Origin of the sequence: Tritonibacter multivorans, assembly GCF_001458415.1 — a bacterium.
Lineage (GTDB): Bacteria > Pseudomonadota > Alphaproteobacteria > Rhodobacterales > Rhodobacteraceae > Epibacterium > Epibacterium multivorans.
In genome coordinates this window covers 20,596-43,388 of record NZ_CYSD01000028.1, presented here as the reverse complement: position 1 = coordinate 43,388, position 22,793 = coordinate 20,596, and the positions used below count along the sequence as shown (strand labels likewise).

Annotated in this window: 19 protein-coding genes; 3 read left to right on the top strand and 16 right to left on the bottom strand. The window is 60.4% G+C overall.

From position 1 onward, the window contains the following. Nucleotides 1–358 precede the first annotated feature (358 nt). From TRM7557_RS08955 to TRM7557_RS08915, 9 genes are all read right to left on the bottom strand, one after another. Nucleotides 359–1,519 (bottom strand): alpha-D-ribose 1-methylphosphonate 5-triphosphate diphosphatase, encoded by a 1,161-nt coding sequence (locus tag TRM7557_RS08955; protein ID WP_058289881.1) that lies wholly within the window; start codon nucleotides 1,517–1,519, stop codon nucleotides 359–361. After that, nucleotides 1,516–2,262, bottom strand: a complete 747-nt coding sequence (locus TRM7557_RS08950) for an alpha/beta fold hydrolase (protein WP_058289880.1) — start codon at nucleotides 2,260–2,262, stop codon at nucleotides 1,516–1,518. The genes TRM7557_RS08955 and TRM7557_RS08950 overlap by 4 nt, the downstream gene beginning before the upstream one ends. A 66-nt stretch (nucleotides 2,263–2,328) precedes the next feature. Then, the gene (locus TRM7557_RS08945) at nucleotides 2,329–3,159 is read right to left on the bottom strand and encodes a DMT family transporter (protein ID WP_058289879.1); all 831 of its coding nucleotides are present in this window, start codon (nucleotides 3,157–3,159) and stop codon (nucleotides 2,329–2,331) included. A 135-nt stretch (nucleotides 3,160–3,294) separates the two neighbouring features. Next, entirely contained in the window at nucleotides 3,295–3,597 is a 303-nt protein-coding gene (locus TRM7557_RS08940) for a hypothetical protein (protein ID WP_058289878.1), read from the bottom strand. 621 nt (nucleotides 3,598–4,218) lie between these two features. Beyond that, nucleotides 4,219–4,533, bottom strand: a complete 315-nt coding sequence (locus TRM7557_RS08935) for a hypothetical protein (RefSeq protein ID WP_058289877.1) — start codon at nucleotides 4,531–4,533, stop codon at nucleotides 4,219–4,221. A 40-nt stretch (nucleotides 4,534–4,573) separates the two neighbouring features. Next, on the bottom strand, nucleotides 4,574–5,572 hold the full coding sequence (locus tag TRM7557_RS08930; protein ID WP_235811442.1) for an HNH endonuclease: 999 nt from the start codon (nucleotides 5,570–5,572) through the stop codon (nucleotides 4,574–4,576). 162 nt (nucleotides 5,573–5,734) lie between these two features. After that, nucleotides 5,735–7,378, bottom strand: coding sequence for a chaperonin GroEL (gene groL / locus TRM7557_RS08925; protein WP_058289876.1), 1,644 nt, complete (start codon nucleotides 7,376–7,378; stop codon nucleotides 5,735–5,737). Between the two features lie 71 nt (nucleotides 7,379–7,449). Beyond that, entirely contained in the window at nucleotides 7,450–7,737 is a 288-nt protein-coding gene (gene groES, locus TRM7557_RS08920; RefSeq protein WP_058289875.1) for a co-chaperone GroES, read from the bottom strand. Nucleotides 7,738–7,942: 205 nt separating this feature from the next. Then, a complete protein-coding gene (locus TRM7557_RS08915) occupies nucleotides 7,943–8,635 on the bottom strand; it encodes a DUF2161 domain-containing phosphodiesterase (protein ID WP_058289874.1) in 693 nt (230 codons plus the stop codon). A 251-nt stretch (nucleotides 8,636–8,886) separates the two neighbouring features. Between TRM7557_RS08915 and TRM7557_RS08910 the strand changes: the two genes are divergently transcribed. The 3 genes from TRM7557_RS08910 (at nucleotide 8,887) to TRM7557_RS08900 (ending at nucleotide 12,132) form a co-directional block, all read left to right on the top strand. Next, nucleotides 8,887–9,978 (top strand): TraB/GumN family protein, encoded by a 1,092-nt coding sequence (locus TRM7557_RS08910; protein WP_235811441.1) that lies wholly within the window; start codon nucleotides 8,887–8,889, stop codon nucleotides 9,976–9,978. A gap of 47 nt (nucleotides 9,979–10,025) precedes the next feature. Beyond that, complete coding sequence (locus tag TRM7557_RS08905; RefSeq protein ID WP_074942144.1) at nucleotides 10,026–11,039, top strand: TraB/GumN family protein; 1,014 nt, start codon at nucleotides 10,026–10,028, stop codon at nucleotides 11,037–11,039. Nucleotides 11,040–11,211: 172 nt separating this feature from the next. Beyond that, entirely contained in the window at nucleotides 11,212–12,132 is a 921-nt protein-coding gene (locus TRM7557_RS08900) for a manganese-dependent inorganic pyrophosphatase (RefSeq protein ID WP_058289873.1), read from the top strand. Between the two features lie 327 nt (nucleotides 12,133–12,459). Here TRM7557_RS08900 and TRM7557_RS08895 read toward each other — a convergent pair whose 3' ends face one another. The 7 genes from TRM7557_RS08895 to TRM7557_RS08865 all read right to left on the bottom strand — a co-directional run bounded on the left by TRM7557_RS08895 (nucleotide 12,460) and on the right by TRM7557_RS08865 (nucleotide 22,583). Beyond that, a complete protein-coding gene (locus TRM7557_RS08895) occupies nucleotides 12,460–13,116 on the bottom strand; it encodes a GntR family transcriptional regulator (RefSeq protein WP_058289872.1) in 657 nt (218 codons plus the stop codon). An 18-nt stretch (nucleotides 13,117–13,134) separates the two neighbouring features. Beyond that, entirely contained in the window at nucleotides 13,135–14,634 is a 1,500-nt protein-coding gene (locus TRM7557_RS08890) for an AMP-binding protein (RefSeq protein WP_058289871.1), read from the bottom strand. Then, nucleotides 14,631–16,034, bottom strand: coding sequence for an acylating sulfoacetaldehyde dehydrogenase (gene sauS / locus TRM7557_RS08885; RefSeq protein WP_058289870.1), 1,404 nt, complete (start codon nucleotides 16,032–16,034; stop codon nucleotides 14,631–14,633). The genes TRM7557_RS08890 and sauS overlap by 4 nt, the downstream gene beginning before the upstream one ends. Before the next feature lie 101 nt (nucleotides 16,035–16,135). Next, complete coding sequence (locus TRM7557_RS08880) at nucleotides 16,136–18,001, bottom strand: SLC13 family permease (RefSeq protein WP_058289869.1); 1,866 nt, start codon at nucleotides 17,999–18,001, stop codon at nucleotides 16,136–16,138. A 30-nt stretch (nucleotides 18,002–18,031) separates the two neighbouring features. Continuing rightward, nucleotides 18,032–18,976: a dimethyl sulfoxide reductase anchor subunit family protein gene (locus TRM7557_RS08875; protein WP_058289868.1), complete on the bottom strand. Its 945-nt coding sequence runs from the start codon at nucleotides 18,974–18,976 to the stop codon at nucleotides 18,032–18,034. An 11-nt stretch (nucleotides 18,977–18,987) separates the two neighbouring features. Continuing rightward, nucleotides 18,988–19,728: a 4Fe-4S dicluster domain-containing protein gene (locus tag TRM7557_RS08870; RefSeq protein WP_058289867.1), complete on the bottom strand. Its 741-nt coding sequence runs from the start codon at nucleotides 19,726–19,728 to the stop codon at nucleotides 18,988–18,990. Beyond that, entirely contained in the window at nucleotides 19,725–22,583 is a 2,859-nt protein-coding gene (locus tag TRM7557_RS08865) for a molybdopterin oxidoreductase family protein (RefSeq protein ID WP_058289866.1), read from the bottom strand. Before TRM7557_RS08865 ends, TRM7557_RS08870 begins: the two co-directional genes overlap by 4 nt. Between the last annotated feature and the right edge of the window lie 210 nt (nucleotides 22,584–22,793).

Genomic DNA, 22,793 nt, shown 5'->3' with positions numbered 1-22,793 from the left:
GCCCGACTGCGCCACCCACATGTAGGGCAAGGCCGAGGCAAAACCCGGCCGAAAGAGGGGCNACGTGAACCGGATCACNAAAGCGCAAGCGGCGCAGAAGTAACCGAACCGCCACGGCAACACTTCACAGCGCGCGCCCATTGGGCGCGCGTTTCTTTTGGGGCGCGCCTGCGGCGCGAACTATTGGAGGCGCGCCTGCGGCGCGCGGGCGGGGGCGCTGCCCCCGCACCCCCGCCGGGGGATGATCCCCCAGACCCTCGAAGTTAAGCGAAAGATATGAAACCGGGATCTCTGAAATCGCCCAAAGGCGGTTTCAGGCGCTGGGGCGATGGCCCATGGGGCCTGAGGTGCAGTGCGCTTACCCTACAAACCGGGCGGCTATATCGCCGGTCATGTAACTCACACGCCCCCCCGACAGCGTCGCCGCAACCCGGTCCTGTGCGTCCAACACCACCAGATCCGCGCGCTGTCCCGGCAACAGGCGACCGCGATCTGCCAGCCCCAGCACCCGCGCAGGGCCTTCCGACACCAGCGCCCAGGCCGCCTCGATCGGCAAAAGCCCCGTCTTCGCCAGCATCAACGCCGCACGACGCGGGCTGGGGTAGTGGTAATCCGACGCCAACGCATCACAGAGCCCCATTGCGATCAGCTCAACCGCCGAGGCATTGCCCTTATGGCTGCCCCCGCGCACCACATTGGGGGAACCAAGGATCACATGATCCCCCGCCCCACGCGCGGCCTCTGCCGCTTCCATCGTTTCGGGGAATTCTGAAATCCGCACGCCGCGTGCGCGCCAAAGGGCGCGGTCCTCGGCCGTGTGGTCATCATGGCTGCCCAGACGCACCCCCTGCGCCAACAGCTGCGGCACCACGGCCTCCAGCGCGGCGGGCACCTCGGGTTTGCGCGCATGCAGATCCAGAAGCATCTGGAAATGCACCTCGGGATTGCGCCCCGCTTTGAGCGCCTGACCGGTCAGCCGTGGCGGCTTGCGCCCTTCGGCCAAACGGTCATGCGGCAGATGGTCGTTGAACACCACATAGGGCACCTCCCACTCGGCAACACGCGCAGGCAGGGTGGCATAATCCTCAAGCAGGTGAATTTCGAACCGCAGCTGCGGCAGCAGATCGGTGACCAGCTGGTCTTTGACGGATTTGATTGCCTCGAACACTTGGCCCGCAAACTCCGCCCCGCGCAGGCCGCCTTCCCAGGAATAGAACTGCGCCAGCACGGCGGTGGTGATGCCATTGGCGGCAAGTTCGGCCTCAGCCGCGACAATCCCTTCGCCCATCTGCTTCATCGCGCCCCGGCGCGGCGCAAGGTGACGTTCGAACCCATCACCGTGCAGGTCAATGATCCCGGGCATCACGCGATAGCCCGACAGATCAATCTGCCGCCCAGCCCGCCCTTCCTGAACCAGACCGCCGCCGATCGCCAGTTCGCCCGCAAGTTCCAACCCATCCGGGCGCAACACATTTGCGCCCACCAATGTCAGCTCCAACCCGTTTCCCTGCCCGTTCACTCGCCTTGTCCATCCGCTGCATTCCAATTCTCTCCTAGAACCCCATCCAGCCAGCCAAGGGAAGCATCAAATGTGCCGGTTTCCAGAAAATGCGCCACCTGCGCAATCACACGCGGGTTGTTCATCATATAGGTATGCGTGACCGGCAGCACGATCTTGGCCCGCATACCCGGAACCGAAGTCCGCGCCACCGACACCTTGCCGTCATCAGCCCCGGGGATCAGGCTGGAAAACACCGGGTTCAGCGACTGGCTGCCCGCGATCACCCCGACCGGATATTCCACCGGCGGCAGGCGATTGGGGAGGCTGTCGGGGCCTGTGCCCAGCTCTGCGCCTGCGGGTCCGTGGATCAGGTCAAACACCGACCAGTCGCCCAGCTCGTCCACCAGCTCGCTGCCCATATTGGGCGGCGCCAGCATGACCACATTGCCAAGTGTCTTAGGGCGCTGTTTCGACAGATAATAGCGCGCCAGAATGCCGCCCATCGAATGGGTCACCACATGGGTGCGCGCCGCCCCACAAGCCGCAAAAGCTGCGGGCAGCGCCGCCTCTGCCAGGTCCTCGATCCGGGCCGAGGTCGACGGGTATCCGGGCCGCACCACCGCATAGCCACGCGCCTCCAGCGCCTCCTCCATCAACAGAAAGGACGCCTCGGTACGCGCCAGCCCATGCAGCAGGATCACACAGTCTGCCGCCGCAGGCAGCGGCAGCCACAACAAAAGAAGAAAGAGATATCGGCGCATAAACGTCAGATAAGCGCCGCGCCGCGGCCTGAAAAGCCCCGATCGCAGCCCCTGAGGTTCCTGCGCCTATTTTCCCCGCACCACCAGCGCAATCCCGCCCAGTACCAGAACCGCGCCCACCACCAGCCGCAGGCCAATGGCTTCGCCCAGGATCACGCTGCCCGCAAGGATCGCAATCACCGGCACGCTCAGTTGCACGGTGGCGGCCACGGGCGGTGCGATCTGCGGCAGGATCCGATACCACAGCGCATATCCCAACGCCGATGTGCCCGCGCCCGAAATCACCGCCAGCAAAGCCCCAAGCCCGCTGACCGGTGCATCCCCACTGATCCACAACCACGGCAGCAACAGGACACTGGCCAGCGTGAAATTCACCGTGGTTGCCCCCAGCGCATCTCGCGCCCCGCGCCCAGCCAGCGAATAGACGCCCCAGCCGAACCCGCCCAAGCCCATCAACGCCGCCGCCCACAGGGGCACCTCAGCGCCTTCGCCAGGCCAGACCACATAGGCCAGCCCCACCAGCGCCAGCGCCGCGCCGCCCACTTGCAACGGGCGGGCCGCCTGCCCGCGCAGCAGCCCCCAGGCGAACATGGTGACCTGCACCACACCAAACAGGATCAGCGCCCCAAGCCCCGCATCCAGCGCCACATAAGAAATTGAAAACCCAAGGATATAGACAAGCAAAGACGTGCCGCCCAGAAGGCTCGGCCCAAGGCGTTCCTGCGGCCCCTGCCGCCGCAGCGCACACAGCGCCCACAGCATCGCCGCCCCCGAGGCCAACCGCAGCAGACCAAAATCCACCGCCTCCATATGGCCACCGCCAATGGCCCAGCGGCCCAAAACGGAATTGGCAGCAAAGGCCAGCATGACCAGCGTTGTCAGGATTATCAGCCGCATCGTCCTGCGCTCCGGAATTGTCTCAAACCCGGCCACGACAACCAGCCCCGCCGCCCCCTGTCAAGCAGGACAAGAGGGCAACGGGACCAACTGTGATCACAGAGCCGTGACTCTGCGCCAGGCGCGCAGGCCCGCTCAGAAATACGGAGGCGGAGGGTAAAGCGGCGGCCCCCGCCTCGGGGCTTCTTCCGGCAGGCCAATGTCCCGACGCAGGAAGGCATCAAGGTTGTCCACAGCGGTCATTTTGACCCGTGGCCTCTCACCCCCGCCCGGGGCCCGCACAAGCCGCCCCAGCAGCCGCAGGGCCAGCCGCAACCGGGCAAAGGGGCCCAGACTGCGCGCCGCTTCTTCAACCAGGGTCAGGGCCAGAAGCCCCGGGTTTGGCCCCGGTTGTGCAAAAGGCATCTGCGCCAGTTCAAAAGGATCATTTCTGGTCATAATAGGTCTCCACCCATTCCGGGTGGCCTCTCATCAAAGGTGTGAAGGGAACCAACCAGACCCAAAGCCCCGCACAGGGCGCAGAGAGTGACCTCAAACGGCGGCCATAACGCGCGCCGCAAAGATCGTCAGTCAGGGATCAGGTTGGAATGTGGTTCAGGAGTGCGGAACTGGGCGCATAAGGGCTGCGCTGGACCGCGGAGATCGGCTTATGACGTCGCCACTGCACCGATACGTCGGGTGCATGGGGCGCCCAGCCAAGATGCTTGGCGTACGAAATAACGATTGGTCATCAAAACGCCTCCTCTTGGCTAAAGACCGATGGATCCCTGCGCGAAATGCCCCAGCCAGTGGCCAAAGAGAGCGCAAGGAAAGTTGAACCGTGGGTGTATCAATACGCGCAAAGGGTGATTCGTGCCAAGCCTAGAATACCGGAGGGGCACGTCCCCGTCCCCGCTGTTGCACGCAAAGGACAATCCCCAACAGCCGCCTGCGCGCTTTTCTTGTGATCTTGCCGGTGCGTCCCCCTTACAATCGGGGGCTGTTTTGCCCCACGACCGCACAGATACCGCATTTATTTCAAGGCCATCGCCGGACATCGGGCGGCAATTGAGACGTCTTTCACCGCTCCAGGCGCGCCCGCGCCAGCGCCTGCCGCAGCAGAGCCCAGACAACAAGCTCTGGCGTGCTCCCCTCGCGCTGCGCCAGCCGCTCCACCATCCGCCGTGCCTGTCGTGGCAGTTGCAGCGGCAAACGCGACGGCGCAGCTCTCTCGCGCACCGCGCCAAGATCCACCACACCCTCGGTCAGCCCAACCTGCACCAGCCGCCGCAGCGCATCGCCAAGGCTCCCACCCCGCGCCAAAACACGCAGCGCCTCACGCTCCTGCGCATTCAGCGGGATCAACATGCGGCGATTGGGGTGCTTGCGGGTCATGGGGCCACCTTAGGGACCGCATATGACAAAGGCAAAAACCTCACCCTTTAAAACAATTCTCACGGTGCCAGCGTAGATAATCCCGATGGGGCTGCAACGCCACAGCCTTGGGCACAATCAACTTTCGGTCCGGGACCAACAGCCGCGAAAGCGTGTCAGACGCAACGGTTTCGCTGGCCACCAAGATACGGCGATCGTCATCCACCCCCACCAGACCGCGATCGAACATCCAATGCAGAGTTCCAGACAACGCCATACCGTTGTGCACGACATCCGGGCCATTGTGCTCAACTGGGAGAATATGGGCCGCTTCAACTTCAGGCCGACCACCCCCATTGCGAAGCTCCAGACCAGACAGGGCACACACCCCTCCATAGGCGAATTTTACTTGCTTGGCAAAACTGCGATCTCGCAATTTCCTCGAAACCAAAATGCTTTCGCGAGGTGTGTGGTCGAAGGTTGCCCGGGCCTCGGCAAATCCCTCGGCATCACGGGTGATTGCTCCCGTTCGCGGCAAGCGATCAGGGTGAGGTTCGACCGCAAAGCCCGCTGCTAGAATGGCATCAAAATCTTCATCTGAAATCATCCGCACCGCTTGCGTATTGAAACCTCCGAACTTCGGCAGGCCCGTTTCGTACGGCGCATCATTGTCTTTTAGTCGCGGAACCGAACGCTCAAAGGACAGCTGACTTGCCTGGTCCAGAATTGCATAGGCATGTGTGGGATCAGAAGGATCATCCTCTATGGACTTTACCCTTTGCACACCGAAGTACCCCCGACCGCCGCCGGAACGGCCCTCATAGAAAACCACCCAGTCGCCAACTGTTTGCGCAACTCGTCTTAAGTAACTTCTTTTTGGAAAGTGATAGGCGACCCCCGGTTGATCATCATAGACGGAATGGGACGACTGAATAAAAACTGCCTTAGCCATAAAATTGATTTCGCTGTTAAAAATTACAACCAGGCTGCCAGGCTTGCGCAGGATCGTCAATTGAAGAGGCCGCGAAATAACGCGCCCCGCCCTTTCATCTTTTTCCAAATATCCCCGCCGGAGGCCGGCCCGCATCGCGGGCCAAATAAAAAAGGGCCGCCCGCAGGCGACCCTTTCTGTGTCATCCGACTGGATGGTTGATGACCCTCTCGGCAGACCTCCCTTTGGGGAGGTCGCCTGTCGGGCATCACAAGTCCAAAGGACTTGTGATTACATCATGCCGCCCATGCCGCCCATGTCGGGCATGCCGCCTGCAGGCGCGCCGCCGTCTTTGGAAGGCTTGTCTGCAACCATGGCTTCAGTGGTGATCAGCAGGCCCGCAACCGATGCCGCATCTTCCAGCGCGGTACGGGTCACTTTTGCCGGGTCGATCACGCCGAAGGAGAACATGTCGCCATATTCTTCGGTCTGTGCGTTGAAACCAAAGGAGGTCTCATCGGACTCGCGGACTTTGCCCGCAACAACCGCACCGTCAACACCTGCGTTTTCAGCGATCTGGCGCAGCGGCGCTTCGATTGCCTTACGGACGATGGTGATACCGGCGTATTGGTCGGAGTTCTGACCTTCCAGACCGTCCAGCGCTTTGCCAGCCTGAACCAGAGCAACACCACCACCAACGATGACGCCTTCCTGCACAGCTGCGCGGGTTGCGTTCAGGGCATCGTCAACGCGGTCTTTGCGCTCTTTGACTTCCACTTCGGTCATGCCGCCAACGCGGATCACAGCAACACCGCCTGCCAGTTTGGCAACGCGCTCTTGCAGCTTCTCACGGTCGTAGTCAGAGGTGGTTTCTTCGATCTGCGCGCGGATCTGGCCAACGCGGGCTTCGATCTCGGCTTTCTCGCCTGCACCGTCAACGATGGTGGTTTCGTCTTTGGTGATCTCGATTTTCTTGGCGGAGCCCAGCATGTCCATGGTCACGGACTCGAGCTTCATGCCCAGATCTTCAGAGATAACCTGGCCACCGGTCAGGATTGCGATGTCCTGCAGCATGGCTTTGCGGCGGTCGCCGAAGCCCGGTGCTTTGACAGCAGCAATTTTCAGGCCGCCGCGCAGTTTGTTGACAACCAGAGTTGCCAGCGCTTCACCTTCAACGTCCTCTGCAATGATCAGCAGCGGCTTCTGAGACTGGATCACCTGCTCGAGCAGCGGAACCATCGGCTGCAGGGAAGACAGTTTCTTCTCGTGCAGCAGGATCATGCAGTCGTCGAGATCTGCGATCATTTTGTCCGGGTTGGTGACGAAGTACGGGGACAGGTAGCCACGGTCGAACTGCATGCCTTCGACCACGTCGGTCTCGGTTTCCATGCCTTTGTTTTCTTCGACGGTGATCACGCCTTCGTTGCCGACTTTCTGCATTGCGTCAGCGATCTGGCGGCCGATTTCTGCTTCGCCGTTGGCGGAGATGGTGCCAACCTGCGCAACTTCGTCGGAGTCTTTGACTTCGCGCGCCATGTCCTTGATGCTTTCAACGACTTTGGCAGTTGCCATGTCGATGCCGCGCTTCAGGTCCATCGGGTTCAGGCCCGCTGCAACCTGCTTCAGGCCTTCGCGAACGATCGCTTGTGCCAGAACGGTCGCGGTGGTGGTGCCGTCGCCTGCTTCGTCGTTGGTGCGGGAAGCAACTTCCTTCACCATCTGTGCGCCCATGTTCTCGAACTTGTCTTCCAGTTCGATCTCTTTGGCAACAGACACACCGTCTTTGGTGATGCGCGGTGCGCCAAAGGATTTGTCCAGAACAACGTTACGGCCTTTGGGGCCCAGGGTCACTTTGACAGCATCTGCCAGAATGTTGACGCCACGCAGCATTGCATTGCGGGCATCGGTATCGAATTTCACGTCCTTAGCGGCCATGGTTCTCTCCTAAAGAGTATTATTTTCGGGGGGAAAACGGATCAGGGATCAAATCAGTGCGGGCCTAAGGCTCACACGATGATGCCCATAATGTCGCTTTCCTTCATCATCAGCAGTTCTTCACCGTCGACGGAGACTTCGGTGCCGGACCATTTGCCGAACAGGATGGTGTCACCCTCTTTCACTGCCATCGCGATCAGCTCGCCAGAGTCCTTACGCGCGCCTTCGCCACATGCGACGACAACACCCTCAGAGGGCTTTTCTTTTGCGGAATCGGGGATGATCAGACCACCGGCGGTTTTTTCTTCGCTTTCAGTGCGACGAACCAGAACGCGGTCGTGAAGCGGTTTCAGTGCCATCTTTGCAGCTCCTTAAGCTCAAAGTACATTTCTCTAACACCCGTGCCATCCTTCTTGGAAGCAACGAGCACGGATCATTATCACTCGCAGGTCATGAGTGCTAACGAGCAGGAAGCTAGGTCTGCAAAACGCAGGAGTCAACGCATCTGACGCGAAAAATCTGTGACATTTTTGGGGACGGCGACGGGGACACCCGCCACAGGCGTTAATCCGCCTTCGTTTCTTGGGGCGCGCCCCCGTCGGGCCACCACTCGGCCAGACCTTTCTCGCCTGCCGTGCCCAGCGCATAGACGCCTGTGTCGACCTTATCAAACCAGCCGTAATGATTGTCGCGCATCAGCGTTGTGGCCTTGACCACCCCGGTGGCGCGGGCGACATCCGCCCCTTTGCTGGCCCCTTCACGGGCCAGATAGGCCGCACATTTCAACGCATCATCGCGGTAGCCTGTGATCAGCCCGCCCCGGCGCGCGCCGCCTTTGTTGGGATCCCCACTCAGACGCTGGAATTCTCGCAAGAGCCGCGCCTTGCGCGGTTTCGATTTGCGCGGCGCATAGGGGGTCGGGTCACAGTGGACCTCGGCAAAACCATCTTCGCGCACGGTGATCAACCCCAGCCCCAGACGGCGACACAGGGCGTGGTTGTCCTTCATCACCCGCCGCGCCTGACGGCCCTTGGGTTTGGGCACGGCAATATAGACCACATCGCTCACGGCCTGCCGGGTGATCGCCTGCTGATAGAGGGACAGCGAAAACGTCAGCTTCAGTTCGACCAGCACAGGATCCTCGCCAGCGTCCCGGACGCCCATCACGTCGACCGCGCCGACTTCGCCTTTGACCTCATAGCCCTGCGCTTCCAGAAGCGCTTTGACCGGGGCATAAAGATCTTCTTCTTTTTTCATTGCTACCCTGCTGATCTGCTGTCGCGGTCCGAGGGAAGATGTCCGGGGCGCTGCCCTGCGCCATGTGGTCCCACCCTATTGTGTTCACCGTCCTGTCATTTCCGCTCCCCGCGAACTTGCCGGGCCTGCCGCCGAATGGCAAGGTGGCTGAAACGATTTGAAATTTTCGTCCCGCAGTCCCCAGTTAGGGTGCGTGCGGGACACCCCGAAGAAAGAGATTTCCCGTGTTGTCACGCCTGTTGCCCCAATTGTTGTCCTACCGACCGTCCAGCCGACCGTCCTGCCATCAACCTCAGCCGCGCCGCCAGACACGCCGCCGGACACGCCGCCGGACACAATGGGCGTTTTGGACCGGCGCGGCCTTTGCCGGGGCTCTGGCCAGCCCGCTGGCCGCCGCCTGCACCGGCACAGACACCCGCAGCACGCTGCCGCCGGCGCTGTTGGCCGATGTCGCCGCGCAGGTCGCCGTCGCCCCCTATGCCGAAGGGCTCTATTGGACAGCCACACGCGACGACCGGGTGCTGCATGTGATTGGCACGCTGCACCTGAACGACCCGCGCTTTGCCGCCTGGCGCGAGACCTTTGCGCCGCTGTTTGACAGCGCCGACGCGCTGCTGGTCGAAGCCACCGATGCAGATCAGGCCAAAGTTCAAAAAGCCCTGACCGAAGACCTGACCCACGCGTTCATCACCGAAGGCCCCAGCCTGATTGACCGGCTCAGCCCACAGGAATGGGACCACGTGGCCGCCCTTGCCCGGGACGCGGGCCTGCCGCCTGCAATGGCCGCCAAGATGCAGCCCTGGTTCCTGTCGCTGTCTCTGGCGCTGCCGCTCTGTGCCAAACAGGATCCCGATATTGCCAATGGGCTGGACAAACGGCTGATGACCATGGCCAAAGACGCTGATGTGCCAATTGCAGCCCTCGAAGATGCGCTGTCGGTGATTGGCCTGATGTCGGACACGCCGCTCGACGAACAGGTCGAAGGGCTGCGCAGCTATCTGGCGATGACGCAGACCGATCCGAACCAGCTGGCCAGCCTCTCTGCCGCCTATTTTGACGAACGCGTGCTTGAATTCACCCTGATCGAAGAGGCCCGCTTCCTCGCGGCTGAGGCGCCGGTGTCGCCAGAACGGCGGCAGGCCGATCTGGACGAGCTGATGGATAAGATGCTGCTTGGCCGCAATGCCGCCTGGATCCCGGTGATCGAAGCCACCGAAGGCGACCAGATTGTCATTGGCGTCGGCGCCATGCACCTGCCCGGCAAGGGCGGCGTGCTCGATCTGCTGACCAAGGCAGGCTACCAGCTGGCGCGCCAGCCCCTGCCCCCCGCTGATCTGCCCTGACACTGTTCCCTGCCCTCGCTTTCCCGTCCCTGTTCCGGAGATCCCCCATGCGCCGCACCGCCAAGTTTCTGAGTTTCGCCTTGTTGTTGGGGGCCCTGCAGATGGCCCTGCCTACAGCGGCTGAGGCACGCTGCCAGGGGCGAGACCTGCGCGCCGATCTGTCGCCAGAGCTGCGCCAGCGGCTGACCAGTGACGCCGCCCGCGTGCCCTATTCCGAAGGCAACCACTGGATAGCCCGCAAGGGCGACCGCACCCTGCATGTGGTTGGCACCCAGCATTCGGGCGACCCGCGCATGGGGCGGGTGATGCGCCAGCTGCGGCCGGTGATCCGCGACATGGATCTGGTCCTGCTCGAGGTCACAGCCGCCCAGATCGCCACCCATCCCGAATTTGACGACGACCCCAGCCAGGCCCAGTATTTCCTGCTGCCCGAAGGCCAGCGTCTGGATCAGCTGATGTCCAAATCCGACTGGCAATTCCTGCTGCCCCAGCTTTTGCGCACGGGCTTTGCCCCCGAAGCCGCCCTGCAGCTGCAGCCCTGGGTGATCGGCGATATGATCGGCCCCGATGGCTGCCTGCCGCGCGGCATCGGCCGCCGCCGGGGGCTGGATGACCGGATCGAACGTCAGGCGCACCGCGCCAAAGTGCCGGTCGCCGGGCTCGAGGACACCAACGCGGGTCTCGCGGCGCTGTCAGCGATGCCGCTGCGCGATCAGGCCCGGATGCTGCTGCTGGACCTGCGCAGCCAGACCGACCACAACAGCCTCGCCCATACACAAAGTGCGGCGTATTTTCAGGAACGGCTGACCGAAGGGCGGATCCTGATGACCTGGGCGCTTTATGGCGATCTGGATGTCTCGCGCAAAGAGGTCCGCCGCCTGCTGCGCGCGATGGACCGCGAAATTCTGGACGGGCGCAACCGGGCGTGGATGAAACAGCTGGCTCGCCACAAGGACCGCAAGATCCTGATGGCGGTGGGGGCCGCGCATCTGCCCGGAGAGGTGGGCATGCTCAATCTGCTGGACCGGGCGGGCTGGTCCCTGTCGCGCGCCAGCTTCTGACCGCCTGATCCCTGTGCAAAAGCTCAGGGTTTGGGCCGAACCGGCAGGACCCCGCCGCCCCCGCGCTTTTCGCAACACAGGCTTGCACCCATGCGGCACTGCGGCGGGGTGACAAAGACGCCCGCCCTGCTATAAGGCGCGGCAGATACATTCTGAGACACAGGACCGTCAAATGACCATTCAAGTTTTCGGCCATAAATCCCCCGACACCGATTCCACCGGCTCTCCGATCATCTGGGCCTGGTACCTGAACGAAATCAAAGGCCAGGCGGCCGAAGCGGTCCTCTTGGGGGAACCCAATACTGAGGCAGCCTTTGTTCTGGAAAAGTGGAACGCAGAAAAGCCCGCGATCAAAACCGCGTTTGAAGACGGCACCCCCGCAGTCATCGTTGACACCAACAACCCGGCCGAACTGCCCGACAACATCAACGCGCTGGACGTCACCGCGATCATCGACCACCACAAGCTGGTCGGCGGTCTGGAAACCAAAGGCCCGATCGACATCACCGTCCGCCCGCTGGCCTGCACCGCCACCATCATGTACGATCTGATGGGCGATGACGCCGCCAAGATGACCGACCAGATCAAAGGTCTGATGCTGTCCTGCATCCTGTCCGACACCCTGGAATTCCGCTCCCCCACCACCACCGACGTGGACAAGGCGCTGGCCGAAAAGCTGGCGGCAGAGCTGAACCTGGATCTCGGCGCTTACGCGGCTGAAATGTTTGCGGCGAAATCCGACGTCTCGGCCTTCTCGGATGCCGAACTGATCCGCATGGACTCCAAAGAATACGAAGTTGACGGCACCAAATTCCGCGTCTCCGTTCTGGAAACCACCGCACCGGAAATCCCGCTGGGCCGCAAAGAGAGCCTGATGGAAAGCTTCAAAACCGTCGCAGCTGAAGATGGCGTGGACGAGGTTCTGCTGTTCGTTGTCGACATCCTGCGCGAAGAAGCCACCCTGCTGGTCCCCAACGATCTGGTGAAAACCGTGGCCGAAAAATCCTTTGGCGCCACCGTGAGCGGCGACGCCGTGGTTCTGCCGGGCGTGATGTCCCGCAAAAAGCAGATCATTCCGAACCTCAAGGTCTGACCGACAGGTTCCACACCGACGTGAACCACAAAGGCGCCCCTTGGGGCGCCTTTTTATATAGCGCTGGATCTTCACGCAGGCCTGCCCCAGCCCGGCAAAGCCGCTCTTGTCAGACTTTGCCGCGAAGGTCAGCTTCGAGCCCACACTGTGCATTCACTTTTTTCGCTGCGTGCGCTCGCAGCGCGAAAATCGCCGCAAGTGCTCAGTTGGTAGTACTGCAGCGCGGCTGCAAACCCGGCCATTCGATCGCGGCGCAGCGCGGATCAGATGGTCAACTTACAGGTCGCGGACCAAGCCGACTTTTCTGTATCTGCAACAATCAAACCTTCATTCAGCAATGTTCTTGAGGGTTCTCATCAGGCTGTGGAACTTTTCTCCTTGAATCGCCACATGACCACGTAGAGCGTTAGCCACAGCTTCGGAATCTCCTCGTTCGAGGGCCTCCAGGATGGTTTTGTGTTCGTTCATGGATTGCGCCATGCGACCTCTCAATCTCAGCTGTTGACGTCGGAATGGCTGGAGGCGCCGGTGCAGTATTCCGGTCTCGGCCTCCAGGAAGCCATTGCCTGACTCCCGATAGATGATTTTGTGGAATCGTTCGTTCTCGCTGTAGTAGGAATCAGGGGCTTGTGCCTCAACGGCTGCTTGGCACTTGTCATTTGCATCATGCAGATCTGCCAGAGCTTCGTCGGAAATGCGCTTTGCAGCAAGGCGTCCGCACACAGCTTCGACTTCTGCCATGACTTCAAACATTTCCAGAAGTTCAACCGGACCGGGTTGACGAACAAAAGCTCCGCGCCGTGGGATCAACGCCACCAACCCAGAGCGCGCAAGCCCTTGCAATGCCTCCCTCAACGGAGTTCTGGAAACTCCGAATTGTTCGGCAAGGCGGACTTCGTCAAGGCGATCTCCGTCCGCATAGGTTCCATCAAAAATCCGCTCTTCAAGCTGCTCTGCGATGATATCTGCACGACGTTTTTCCATGGCCGTCAGTGGGATTTTTCACTTAATCAGGTCTTGGAGTTTGATCCTCTGGATCTTTCCCGAAGGACCTTTTGGAAGGTCATCCAGAATATGCACCTTATCCGGTGACTTAAATGAGCCGAGCCTCTCAACACAGATCTCGACGAGCCGCTCGGACGACATGCTAGACCCGTCACGCAGCTTAACTGCAGCCTCGATGCGTTCCCCATAGGATTTGCACGGAACCGAAAATGCAGCTGCTTCAATGACATCGGGGTGCGAATAGAGAGCTTCATCGATTTCACGAGGGGCTATGTTTTCACCACCTTTGATGATGAGCTCTTTCAGGCGGCCTGTCACAAAGAAGTATCCGTCTTCGTCGATGTACCCAAGATCACCGGTCCGCAGCCAGCCATCCGATGTGATTGTCTCTCGCGTGGCGTCTTTGTTTTTTAGGTATTCGCGCATCACATTTGGGCCGCGTACCGCTATTTCACCCTTGGTATTGGGTGGCAAGGGTGTGAGATCAGCCGACAGAATACATGCTTCGTTCCCATATGCCTTTCCCGGCGACCCGATCTTGCGAACGCCCGGTGGTAGCGGGTTGGACAACATCTGTGCTGCAGTTTCCGTCAACCCCATTGTTTCCACAATTGGGACTTCGAAACGTGTTTCGAACGCGGTTTGAAGATCCGGCGCGAGCGGTGATGAGGCGGAACGACCGAAGCGCAGCCGAGCTTTGGTTTCAGCTGTTGGAGTGATGTCCGAATGCAGCAAGTGAGAAATGATCGTTGGGACGACCGAAAACCATGTTACATTCGCGCTTTCGCACTGGCCCCAGAATTTTCTTGCCGAGAATTTCTCAACAACGGCCAGCGACCCTCCCGAGATTAGCGTGCTTAACACGGTCACACACAGCCCGTTGATGTGATAGATCGGAAGCACGCATAGACCGCGATCTTCTGGTGCTAACTTGTGCGCCAGAGTCGGGGTCCAGCCGCCAGCCAGCAGGCTTGCGTGGCTGTGGACGACACCCTTGGGTCGGCCCGTCGTTCCGGAAGTGTACATAAGAAGCGCGTCGTCATCGGGACCAAGCGAATGCAGCGCTGTGGCTTCGACGAGGCTTGAGGCAGAGAACCTCGACATGCCGGCTGGGCGCACTCTTTCAAACAGCTCTGCCTGTGCGTCGCCCACAAGGGCGATATGCGCCTCGCAATGGTCCAGAGCGTAGCCAATAGCCTCGTCGCCTGCGACAAGGTTGATCACCGTCGCGCGAAACCCACCGTACAGGGCACCGTAAAGGCACTCGATCACGTCGCGCCCGTTGGGTTGGAGGATTGCAATACTGGCCCCCTTTTCCACTCCTTGCGCTGTAAGCTGTTCCGCCAACTGCCTTGCTTTGCCGTGCAGTCCCGACCAGGTCAGCGCGGGCTCTCCGTCGAAGAACACGTACGCTTCACGATCCCCGACAGCGCCAGCCCGGTCATCCAGCCAGTCGCGAACAGTGCCGCCGGGAGGTGTATGATCGTCCACCTTCATTGCCCCGCCTCCGCCCAGTAATCCGCAAAGATGTCTTCGAGCGCAGGCTCGACAGGCGGAATTTCACGAACAACCTTGGTGCTTTGAATGAAGTGCTTCCAATGCAGGTTTTCGTCGATCGCATTCCCCCCCCAGCTGCCGCATCCCATGGAAAGCGAGAATGGCATGCCGTTGTTAAAGGACCCGCCGGTAGCAAAGGTGTGCGCCTGGTTTACGATGACACGGCAAGTCGGCAGCGATGCGCCCATCGCCACGGCGCGCCCATCGTCTGCGGTATGAATGCCGATGGAATGCCCGGCCCCTTGATAATCCAGTATGCGGGTCGCTATGGCCTGCGCGTCTTCATAGTCCTTCGCACGAAAAAGCGCTGCAACACGGCTGAGCTTTTCACCCGACAGCGGATGGTCCGCGCCGATCCCTTGTGTTTCGACGGCGAGGAACTTGGTGTCATCAGGCACCTGACCGGACAGGCCCAACGCCTCGATCATCTTGTCAGCATCCTGCGCGATGACCTCGCGGTTCAGATGCCCGTCGGGCCAGAGCTTCGCAACGATCTGCGCTTCGTCCTTCACCAGTGCGCCACCTTCTTTGGCCAATGCGGCGACGAACCCATCATAGATCGCATCGACGACGATTATCGAGTTTTCGGACGAACAGGAGGTCGCGTTGTCGAATGTCTTGGACGCAGTGATTTTCCGGGCTGCGGCGTTCAGGTCGGCGGTTTCGTCAACGATCACGGTGACATTGCCCGCACCAACCGCCACAGCAGGCGTGCCGCAGGTTTGCGCGCGGTGGACGTTGTTCTGGCTGCCGGTGCAGATCACCCGGTCGCTCAGCTCCATCATCGCCTGCGTCTTGGCCTTGGAGCCCGGCGCGGGGATCATCTGGACCAGATCGTGATCAAGCCCCAGCTTGTCGAACTCATCATGAATATTGGACAAAAGCAGCTCGCAGCTTGCCACACCCTTTGGTGACGGAGCAACGACCACCGCGTTGCCGCATTTCAAGGCGTTGATAATGTTGTTGGCAGGCGTCGCCGCCGGATTGGTCGAGGGCACCACGGCGCCGATCACCCCAATGGGGCGGGCGATCTCGGTAATGCCGGTGGTCGGATCATCGCAGATGATCCCATGCGTTTTCACGCCCTTGATGTCGCGCATCAGGCCAAGGGTCTTGCGATGGTTTTTGATGATCTTGTCAGCCACATTGCCAAGTCCGGTCGTCTTGACCGCAAGCTCGGCCAAGGCCTTGTTGCGCGACGGCTCCATGATCGCCCAGGCAGCAGCTTCGGCCGCGCGGTCATAGCGCGCTTGGTCGGCATCGACCTCAAAAGCTTTCTGGGCGGCACGCGCACGGGCCACGATTGCGCTTACTTGAGCTATGTCATCCTGTGCTTTCATCTTGAAAATCCCTTTGAAGGGTATAGGGCGCCGTTCGCCCTATCCATTGGCGTTACTCAGGTCTTCGTCCGTTAGGTGTTGTCGCCAGACAGACGAGACCGCTAGAAAAATAAGTTCAACATCGTGATTGACACGACGAGAAACAGCACTGTCATCACACCGCCCGCCCGCATGAAATCTGGAACGGAGTAGCCGCCAGGTCCCATGGTCAGCGCATTGACCTGATGTGTGGGGATCAGAAACGAGTTCGATGTGGAAATCGCGACGGTCAGAGCAAATAGCGCCGGGTCGGCACCAACGCCCAGTGCGATATTCACCGCAAGCGGAACCAGAAGAACTGTTGCGCCGACATTCGACATCACCAGTGTGAACACCGTGGCCAGAACAGCGACTGCGGACTGTATCGTCCAGATCGGCATACCATCGAGAATTCCCAATACGAGATCGGCAATCCACTGCGCTGTACCGGTATTCTGAACCGCCTGACCCAGGGGGATCAGGCTGGCCAGCAGGAATACCGTGTTCCAGCCCACCGCCTCATAGGCCTCCTGAATACTCAGAACACGGCTGACAACCATGCCCAGTGCCCCGACCAGCAGACAAAGCGACAATCGCAGATCGGTCCCGAGGATCAGCGCCAGCGCGATAAGGAAGAACACCATGGCATGGGCGACTTTCTGGGGGCGCAGCTCTTCCTTGGGGTAGTCGGTTGTCACGACAACAAAATCCCGGTCTTTCTCAAGGCGCGCGAGCGATTCCCACGATGTGTGGCAGACCAGCGTGTCACCGGCCTGATAGGGCATGTTGCCGAGCAGATTTTCCTTGCCGCGGGTGAACACGTCACCAGCCCTGTAGAGTACCAGCGGCGACAAGCCGTAGACCCTGCGCATCACGATTTCGCGGCCGGTCTTTCCGATCACCGATGAATTAGGCGGAATGACGACTTCGGCGATACCGCCTTTCGATGCGCCGAGCGATTCCGAGAACTGGTCGAGTTCGGGCAATTTTGCCAGCCCGAAATCCGCGTGGAATGCCTCGACATCGTGGCGTGCTCCGATCACCGCGAGGCGTGCAGGCGTTTCGATCAAAACATCGCGCGGCGGCGCCATGAAGGTCTTCTTGTTGTAGTGGGTCGCGACAATCAGGATCCGGTAGGTGGTCTCAAGCTCGTCAATCGACTTTCCTGCCAAAGCTGTTCCGTCAGGGACGTCGATTTCGTGAATCTCGCCGTCGAGGTTGTAGACCTTGCTGAAGTAATCGAGCAGGCTCTGAGACTTGGCCCCGACATCCGCTGAGACAGCAGGAAGTACCACACGTCCAAAGACAACAAAATACAGGATCCCGGTGACAACCAGAGCCAGGCCAATCGGAGTCACATCGAACAGACCGAAAGAGTTCATCTGCTGGTCTGCGGCCAAGGTGGCGTTGACGCCTAGGATCAGATCGTTGAGCAGGATCAGCGGTGACGAGCCCACCATCGTCATAGTGCCACCCAAAATTGCGCAGAAGCCCATCGGCATCAATAGGCGCGACATAGGCAGGCCGGTTCGGACAGAAATCCTCGATACAACAGGGAGGAATAGAGCCGCCGCTCCGACATTCTGCATGAAGGACGAAATGAACCCCACGACCGACGAAATCAGCACGACGATGCGTGACTCCGTCGAGCCGCCAACCCGCGTGATCCACACCGCGACCGCCGACATGACGCCGGTTTTGTCGAGGCCCGCGCCGATGACCATCACAGCGATGATCGAAATCACCGCGTTGCTGCCGAAGCCGTAAAACAGCGTGGACACATCCACAACGCTTTCCAGCCCTGGCAGAGACGCGATACAGCCCAATAACACCATGATACCGATGGCCGCGACATCGACCCGGACAATTTCGGTCACGAACAGACCCACGGTCAGGGCCAGAACCGATAGCACGATCATCATTTCGATCGTTAGGCCAAGCGCTTCCATTCTGGTTACTTTCTTATCTGTGTCTTGGGATCAGGCCCGGGTAGCGCCGTAGTAAAGTTGGCTGACGTGCTCGGCTTCTGCGAAGAAGAGCCAGCGTTCGGTGGCCACACCCCATGCGGCGGCAAGAGTTGCGATGAGATACAGAACTGCCGCCCCGCCTGATGCCAACGTCGCGATCAGGACTGCAACGATTGGTGCCGCGAAGAGAGCGATAGCCGAAAGGCGGCGCAAAGAAGCCGCGTGTTTGCGAGCGACCTGATAGCCCATCTCTCTCATTACAAAGTTTGGCATTGTATGCGGGGGATCCAGCGGGCGGACAGAGCCGCCATTGCCACCCAGACCGGTCGCCATCTCGGTCGTGTATTGACCGGGATCGGCGTCGATCTGGCGCCAGTAGGACAGTTTCAGGGAGCCGGCAACGAGCATATTGATCAACACCAGAATGGCCACCCAAGCGGGCGCCGAGCCCAAAAACGCCATCAGAACCGCCAGCAGAAGCGCTCCGGTTGCGGATCCAAGGGTCAGGTACACCAAAGGCGTCAGCCCCTTGTGCCACTGCCGGATGGTACGCAAGGATCCATAGATCATGCCCGTGCAATACACTGTGACAACCGCGCCGACCGCTGAAAGCAAGGCAAGCAACTGGGTTACTCCGGTCTCGATCCCCATCAGCCAGATCAGCGCCAGAAGGCCGGCCGGGATATAGGTGAACACCGCTGCCACGCCTTCGCGCGACAGCCACGACGAGCGCCATTGCGAAAAGGCTCCGATGGCGCGTTCCGGGTGGCCCAAATGAAGGGTTGAGGACAACAGGCCCACGGTGATCAGAGCCAGTGCCACAGCCACACTAAAGAAGGGAAGCCAGCCCTCGCCGGGCAGAACTCCCGCAATGTGGGCCAGAGACAGCCAGAACAAAAGGCCGTAACCCGCACCCGAGGATGTGGTGAAGACGATAACGGAATAGGCTGGATGCATTGTGGGACCTCTTACCGCGACAGGGCTTTGTCAGCCCAAGCGAACAATTTCTCGAGCCGTGACCCATCTGGGGCGGCGGTTTTTTCGACAACCGGGGAGACCTGAACGCTGTTGATGCGCGGAGGTAGGTACTTGTTGACGGGCTTGTATCCGAACGCGTCGAGCAGGTTAAAACCGTCCCGTGCGGCCACGGATTGTGAAACTTCGCTGTTCGGGTCGCCCAGGTCGCCAAAGGCGCGCGCTCCTGTTGGGCAGGCACGCACGCAGGCCGGAACGCGGTCTTCTTCGGGGACGTTCCGGTTATAGATTCGATCCACGCACAGGGTGCATTTTTTCATCACCCCGTCGTCATAGTCATATTCCCGTGCGCCATATGGACAGGCCCAGGAGCACAGTTTGCAGCCGATGCAGGTGTCTGGGTTGACCAGAACAATGCCGTCTTCTTCGCGCTTATAGGAAGCCCCGGTGGGGCAGACGGTGACGCAGTCTGGTTCTTCGCAATGCAGGCAGGAGCGCGGGAAGTGGACCGTCTTGGCTTGACCTTCGGCGGTCTTGGCCTCGAAGGAATGGACACGGTTCAGCCACGCGCCCGACGGATCAGCGCCATAGGGATCGTGATCCGAGAGCGGCGCGCTGTAGCCACCCGTGTTCCATTCTTTGCAACTGGTCGCGCAGGCCTGACAGCCGACACAGATGTCCAAGTCGATGACAAGGCCAAGCTTTTTCTTTGTTTCTTTCGGCAGGCAGGTCATTTGTCTTTGCTCCCGAACTCGGCCCCGAAGGCGACTTTCTTAGGTGAAGGCGGCTGTGAGCCGGATCCGACAGGCTCGAAGAAGGGTTCTGTTCGAGCGTCCCCGTCAGCCTTTTCGATCGAGACCTTGAGATCGAACCACGCGGCCTGCCCAGTGATCGGGTCGGAGTTGGAATAGCGGTATCCGCCGCCGCCTTCCGGCAACAATTCCGAGATCAGGTGATTCAGCAGGAAGCCCTGATTGCTTTCCGGCGCATCGTCGCTCAGGCCCCAGGCCCCGCGGCGCTTGCCAATCGCGTTCCATGTCCAGACTGTGTGCGGGTTCACCCCGTCCATCAGCCGGACCTGACACTTCACCCGCCCCTGATGCGAGCTGAGCCAAACCCAGTCGTCATCTTTGGCCCCGATGCTCTCGCCAACCGAGGTATGAATATACAGCCGGTTTGCCGCCGTGATCTGGCGCAGCCACGCGTTCTGCGAGCCCCACGAGTGATACATATGCATGGGCCGCTGCGTGATGGCGTGCAGGGGGAAAGTCTGTGCGTCGACCATCGACTCTTCCAGTGGCGGGTACCAGAAGGGCAGCGGGTCGAAGTGTTTCTCGATCCGTTCGCGTGCGCGTTCTGGTGGTTGCCGGTCGCCATGACCTTTGGCAGCCAGCCGGAACCGCTGCACCGGTTCGCTGTACAGCTGGAAGATCGTGGCTTCGGGCGTCAGGCGAATGCCTTTCTCGATGCCCCAATCCAGATAGCCGCGGTTGGCATGGCGGAAATAGGCGTGTTCGGGGTCAATCCTATGTTCCCAGAACGACCCGTTCTCAATGTAACGCTTCAACTGGTCGGGGTTTTTCTCGCCCACGCCATAGTCAGAGCCATCCTTGCCACGGAACCCGGCCAGTGGCCCGATACCGGGTTTGCGCTCGTGGTTGACGATGTAGTCGGGATAGCCACCAGGGTAGAGCGGCGCGCCTTCGTCATCGACAAAACCCGGCAGGCCAAGCCGTGCGCCGAGGTCGATCAGCACGGTCTGGAAACCGCGCACATCGCGGTCGGGCTCTACCACTGGATACCGGATCGAATCCGCGAGAATCTCGGGCTCTGAAATCGGTCGATCCAGAAGCGAGATACAGTCGTAGCGCTCCAGATAGGTGGTGTCGGGCAGGATCAGGTCGGCAAAGGAAACCGTCTCGGAGTAATAAGCATCCGAGTAGATGATCTTGGGGATCACATAGTCGCCGTTCTCGTCCGTTTTGGTTAGCGCGTCGATCGTGCCCGGCGTGTTCATCGAGCTGTTCCACGCCATGTTGGCCATATACATGAACAGCACGTCGATACCGTACGGGTCTTTCTCGGCGGCGTTGTTGATGACCATATGCATCAGCCCGTGCGCCGACATGGGTGCGTCCCAGCTAAAGCCCTTGTCCAGCCGGTTCGGCCCGCCCTCCTCGTCCAGCAGCAGGTGATGCGGCCCGTGGGGGAAGCCCAGATGCGGCCCACCAAGGGGCATCTCGGGTTTAATGTCGCCCGCCGCCCCATGCGGCAGCAGGTTCGGCGGGGTCTGTTTGGGATAGGGCGGTTTATAGCGGAAGCCGCCGGGGCAATCGATCGAGCCCAGAAGGATCTGCAGGATATGGATCATCCGGCAGGTCTGAAACCCGTTGGAATGGGCCGAGATCCCGCGCATGGCGTGCATCGAGATCGGGCGGCCAATCAGCTTGTCATGCTTGCGGCCCCAGGCGTCGGTCCACTCACGCTCGATGATCACCTCCTCCTTGAAGGCGACATGGGCCAGCTCTGCCGCGATCTTGCGGATTTGCGTGGCCGGAACCCCGGTACGCTCTTCCACCGCCTCGGGGGCATACTCGTCACCCAGATAACGTTCTGCCATCAGCTCGAACACAGTGCGCGCCGCGCGTCCATCCGGCAGCGTGCGCGTCCCGGTCAGGGATGCGGACAGGTCGCTGATCTTGCCGCTGCCAAAACCAGCCGCCTCGTTCGACCAGACCAGCGGATTGCCTTCTGCGTCCCGGGCGAACAACCCATGATCGGCCGCACCGGGGTCCTGAATGACCAGCCAGGGCGAATTCGTGTAGCGGATCAGATAATCCAGGTCGATCTGTTGCGCGCGGAACAGCTCGTGGATCAGCGCGCCGACAAACAGGGCGTCCGTGCCCGGACGAATGCCAACCCACTCGTCCGCCACAGCGTTGTAGCCGGTGCGCACCGGGTTCACCGACACAAACTTGGCGCCGCGTTTCTTGATCTTGCCGATCCCCTTTTTGATCGGGTTCGAGGCATGATCTTCGGCTACACCGAAAAGCATAAAGTATTTCGTATAGTCCCAATCCGGGTCACCAAATTCCCAGAAGGCACCGCCAAAGGTGTACAACCCGCCAGCCGCCATATTGACCGAACAGAACCCGCCATGCGCGGCAAAATTCGGTGTCCCGTACTTCATCGCCCAGAGGCCTGTCAGAGACTGGCTTTGGTCGCGACCGGTAAAGAAGGCCAGCTTCTTGGGATCGGTCTTGCGCACCTTGCCAAGCCACCCGGTTGCCAGCTCTAGCGCCTCGCCCCAGGATATCTCTTCAAATTGGCCAGAACCCCGCGGCCCAACCCGTTTCATAGGGGCTCGCAACCGCGCCGGTGAATAATGCTGCATGATGCCCGAAGCACCCTTGCCACAGATCACACCTTTGTTCACCGGATGGTCCCGGTTGCCTTCGATATAGCTGACCGTGCCATCGCGAAGATGCACGTTAATCCCGCACCGACAGGCACACATGTAACAGGTGGTCTGTCGAATTTCGTCTGAAACCTTTGGGGACGTGTCCAGAAAGGGTTGTTTTTGCGCCATTTGCGTCTGTCTCCGCGCTTTGCTGTACCGCAGCCTGAAGCGGCTGTTGTTCTCTCGGTTTGGAATGGACACTCCAAGATGCAGATTGGCGAGAGGCTTTAATAATGGGGTCCGTTAACTTCACGCTTAAACCCTCTCTCTGGAGCTTGGTGTTTGCTTCCGGGCATTTTGAGCCCGGAAGCAACGTTCGGATGGGCGGGAGAGACCTCA

Coding starts and splice junctions, on each gene's coding strand:
- TRM7557_RS08950 (WP_058289880.1), bottom strand. CDS start 2,262: ATGCGCCGATATCTCTTTCTTCTTTTGTTGTGGCTGCCGCTGCCTGCG.
- TRM7557_RS08945 (WP_058289879.1), bottom strand. CDS start 3,159: ATGCGGCTGATAATCCTGACAACGCTGGTCATGCTGGCCTTTGCTGCC.
- TRM7557_RS08940 (WP_058289878.1), bottom strand. CDS start 3,597: ATGACCAGAAATGATCCTTTTGAACTGGCGCAGATGCCTTTTGCACAA.
- TRM7557_RS08935 (WP_058289877.1), bottom strand. CDS start 4,533: ATGACCCGCAAGCACCCCAATCGCCGCATGTTGATCCCGCTGAATGCG.
- groL (WP_058289876.1), bottom strand. CDS start 7,378: ATGGCCGCTAAGGACGTGAAATTCGATACCGATGCCCGCAATGCAATG.
- groES (WP_058289875.1), bottom strand. CDS start 7,737: ATGGCACTGAAACCGCTTCACGACCGCGTTCTGGTTCGTCGCACTGAA.
- TRM7557_RS08915 (WP_058289874.1), bottom strand. CDS start 8,635: ATGAAAAAAGAAGAAGATCTTTATGCCCCGGTCAAAGCGCTTCTGGAA.
- TRM7557_RS08905 (WP_074942144.1), top strand. CDS start 10,026: ATGCGCCGCACCGCCAAGTTTCTGAGTTTCGCCTTGTTGTTGGGGGCC.
- TRM7557_RS08900 (WP_058289873.1), top strand. CDS start 11,212: ATGACCATTCAAGTTTTCGGCCATAAATCCCCCGACACCGATTCCACC.
- TRM7557_RS08895 (WP_058289872.1), bottom strand. CDS start 13,116: ATGGAAAAACGTCGTGCAGATATCATCGCAGAGCAGCTTGAAGAGCGG.
- TRM7557_RS08890 (WP_058289871.1), bottom strand. CDS start 14,634: ATGAAGGTGGACGATCATACACCTCCCGGCGGCACTGTTCGCGACTGG.
- sauS (WP_058289870.1), bottom strand. CDS start 16,034: ATGAAAGCACAGGATGACATAGCTCAAGTAAGCGCAATCGTGGCCCGT.
- TRM7557_RS08880 (WP_058289869.1), bottom strand. CDS start 18,001: ATGGAAGCGCTTGGCCTAACGATCGAAATGATGATCGTGCTATCGGTT.
- TRM7557_RS08875 (WP_058289868.1), bottom strand. CDS start 18,976: ATGCATCCAGCCTATTCCGTTATCGTCTTCACCACATCCTCGGGTGCG.
- TRM7557_RS08870 (WP_058289867.1), bottom strand. CDS start 19,728: ATGACCTGCCTGCCGAAAGAAACAAAGAAAAAGCTTGGCCTTGTCATC.
- TRM7557_RS08865 (WP_058289866.1), bottom strand. CDS start 22,583: ATGGCGCAAAAACAACCCTTTCTGGACACGTCCCCAAAGGTTTCAGAC.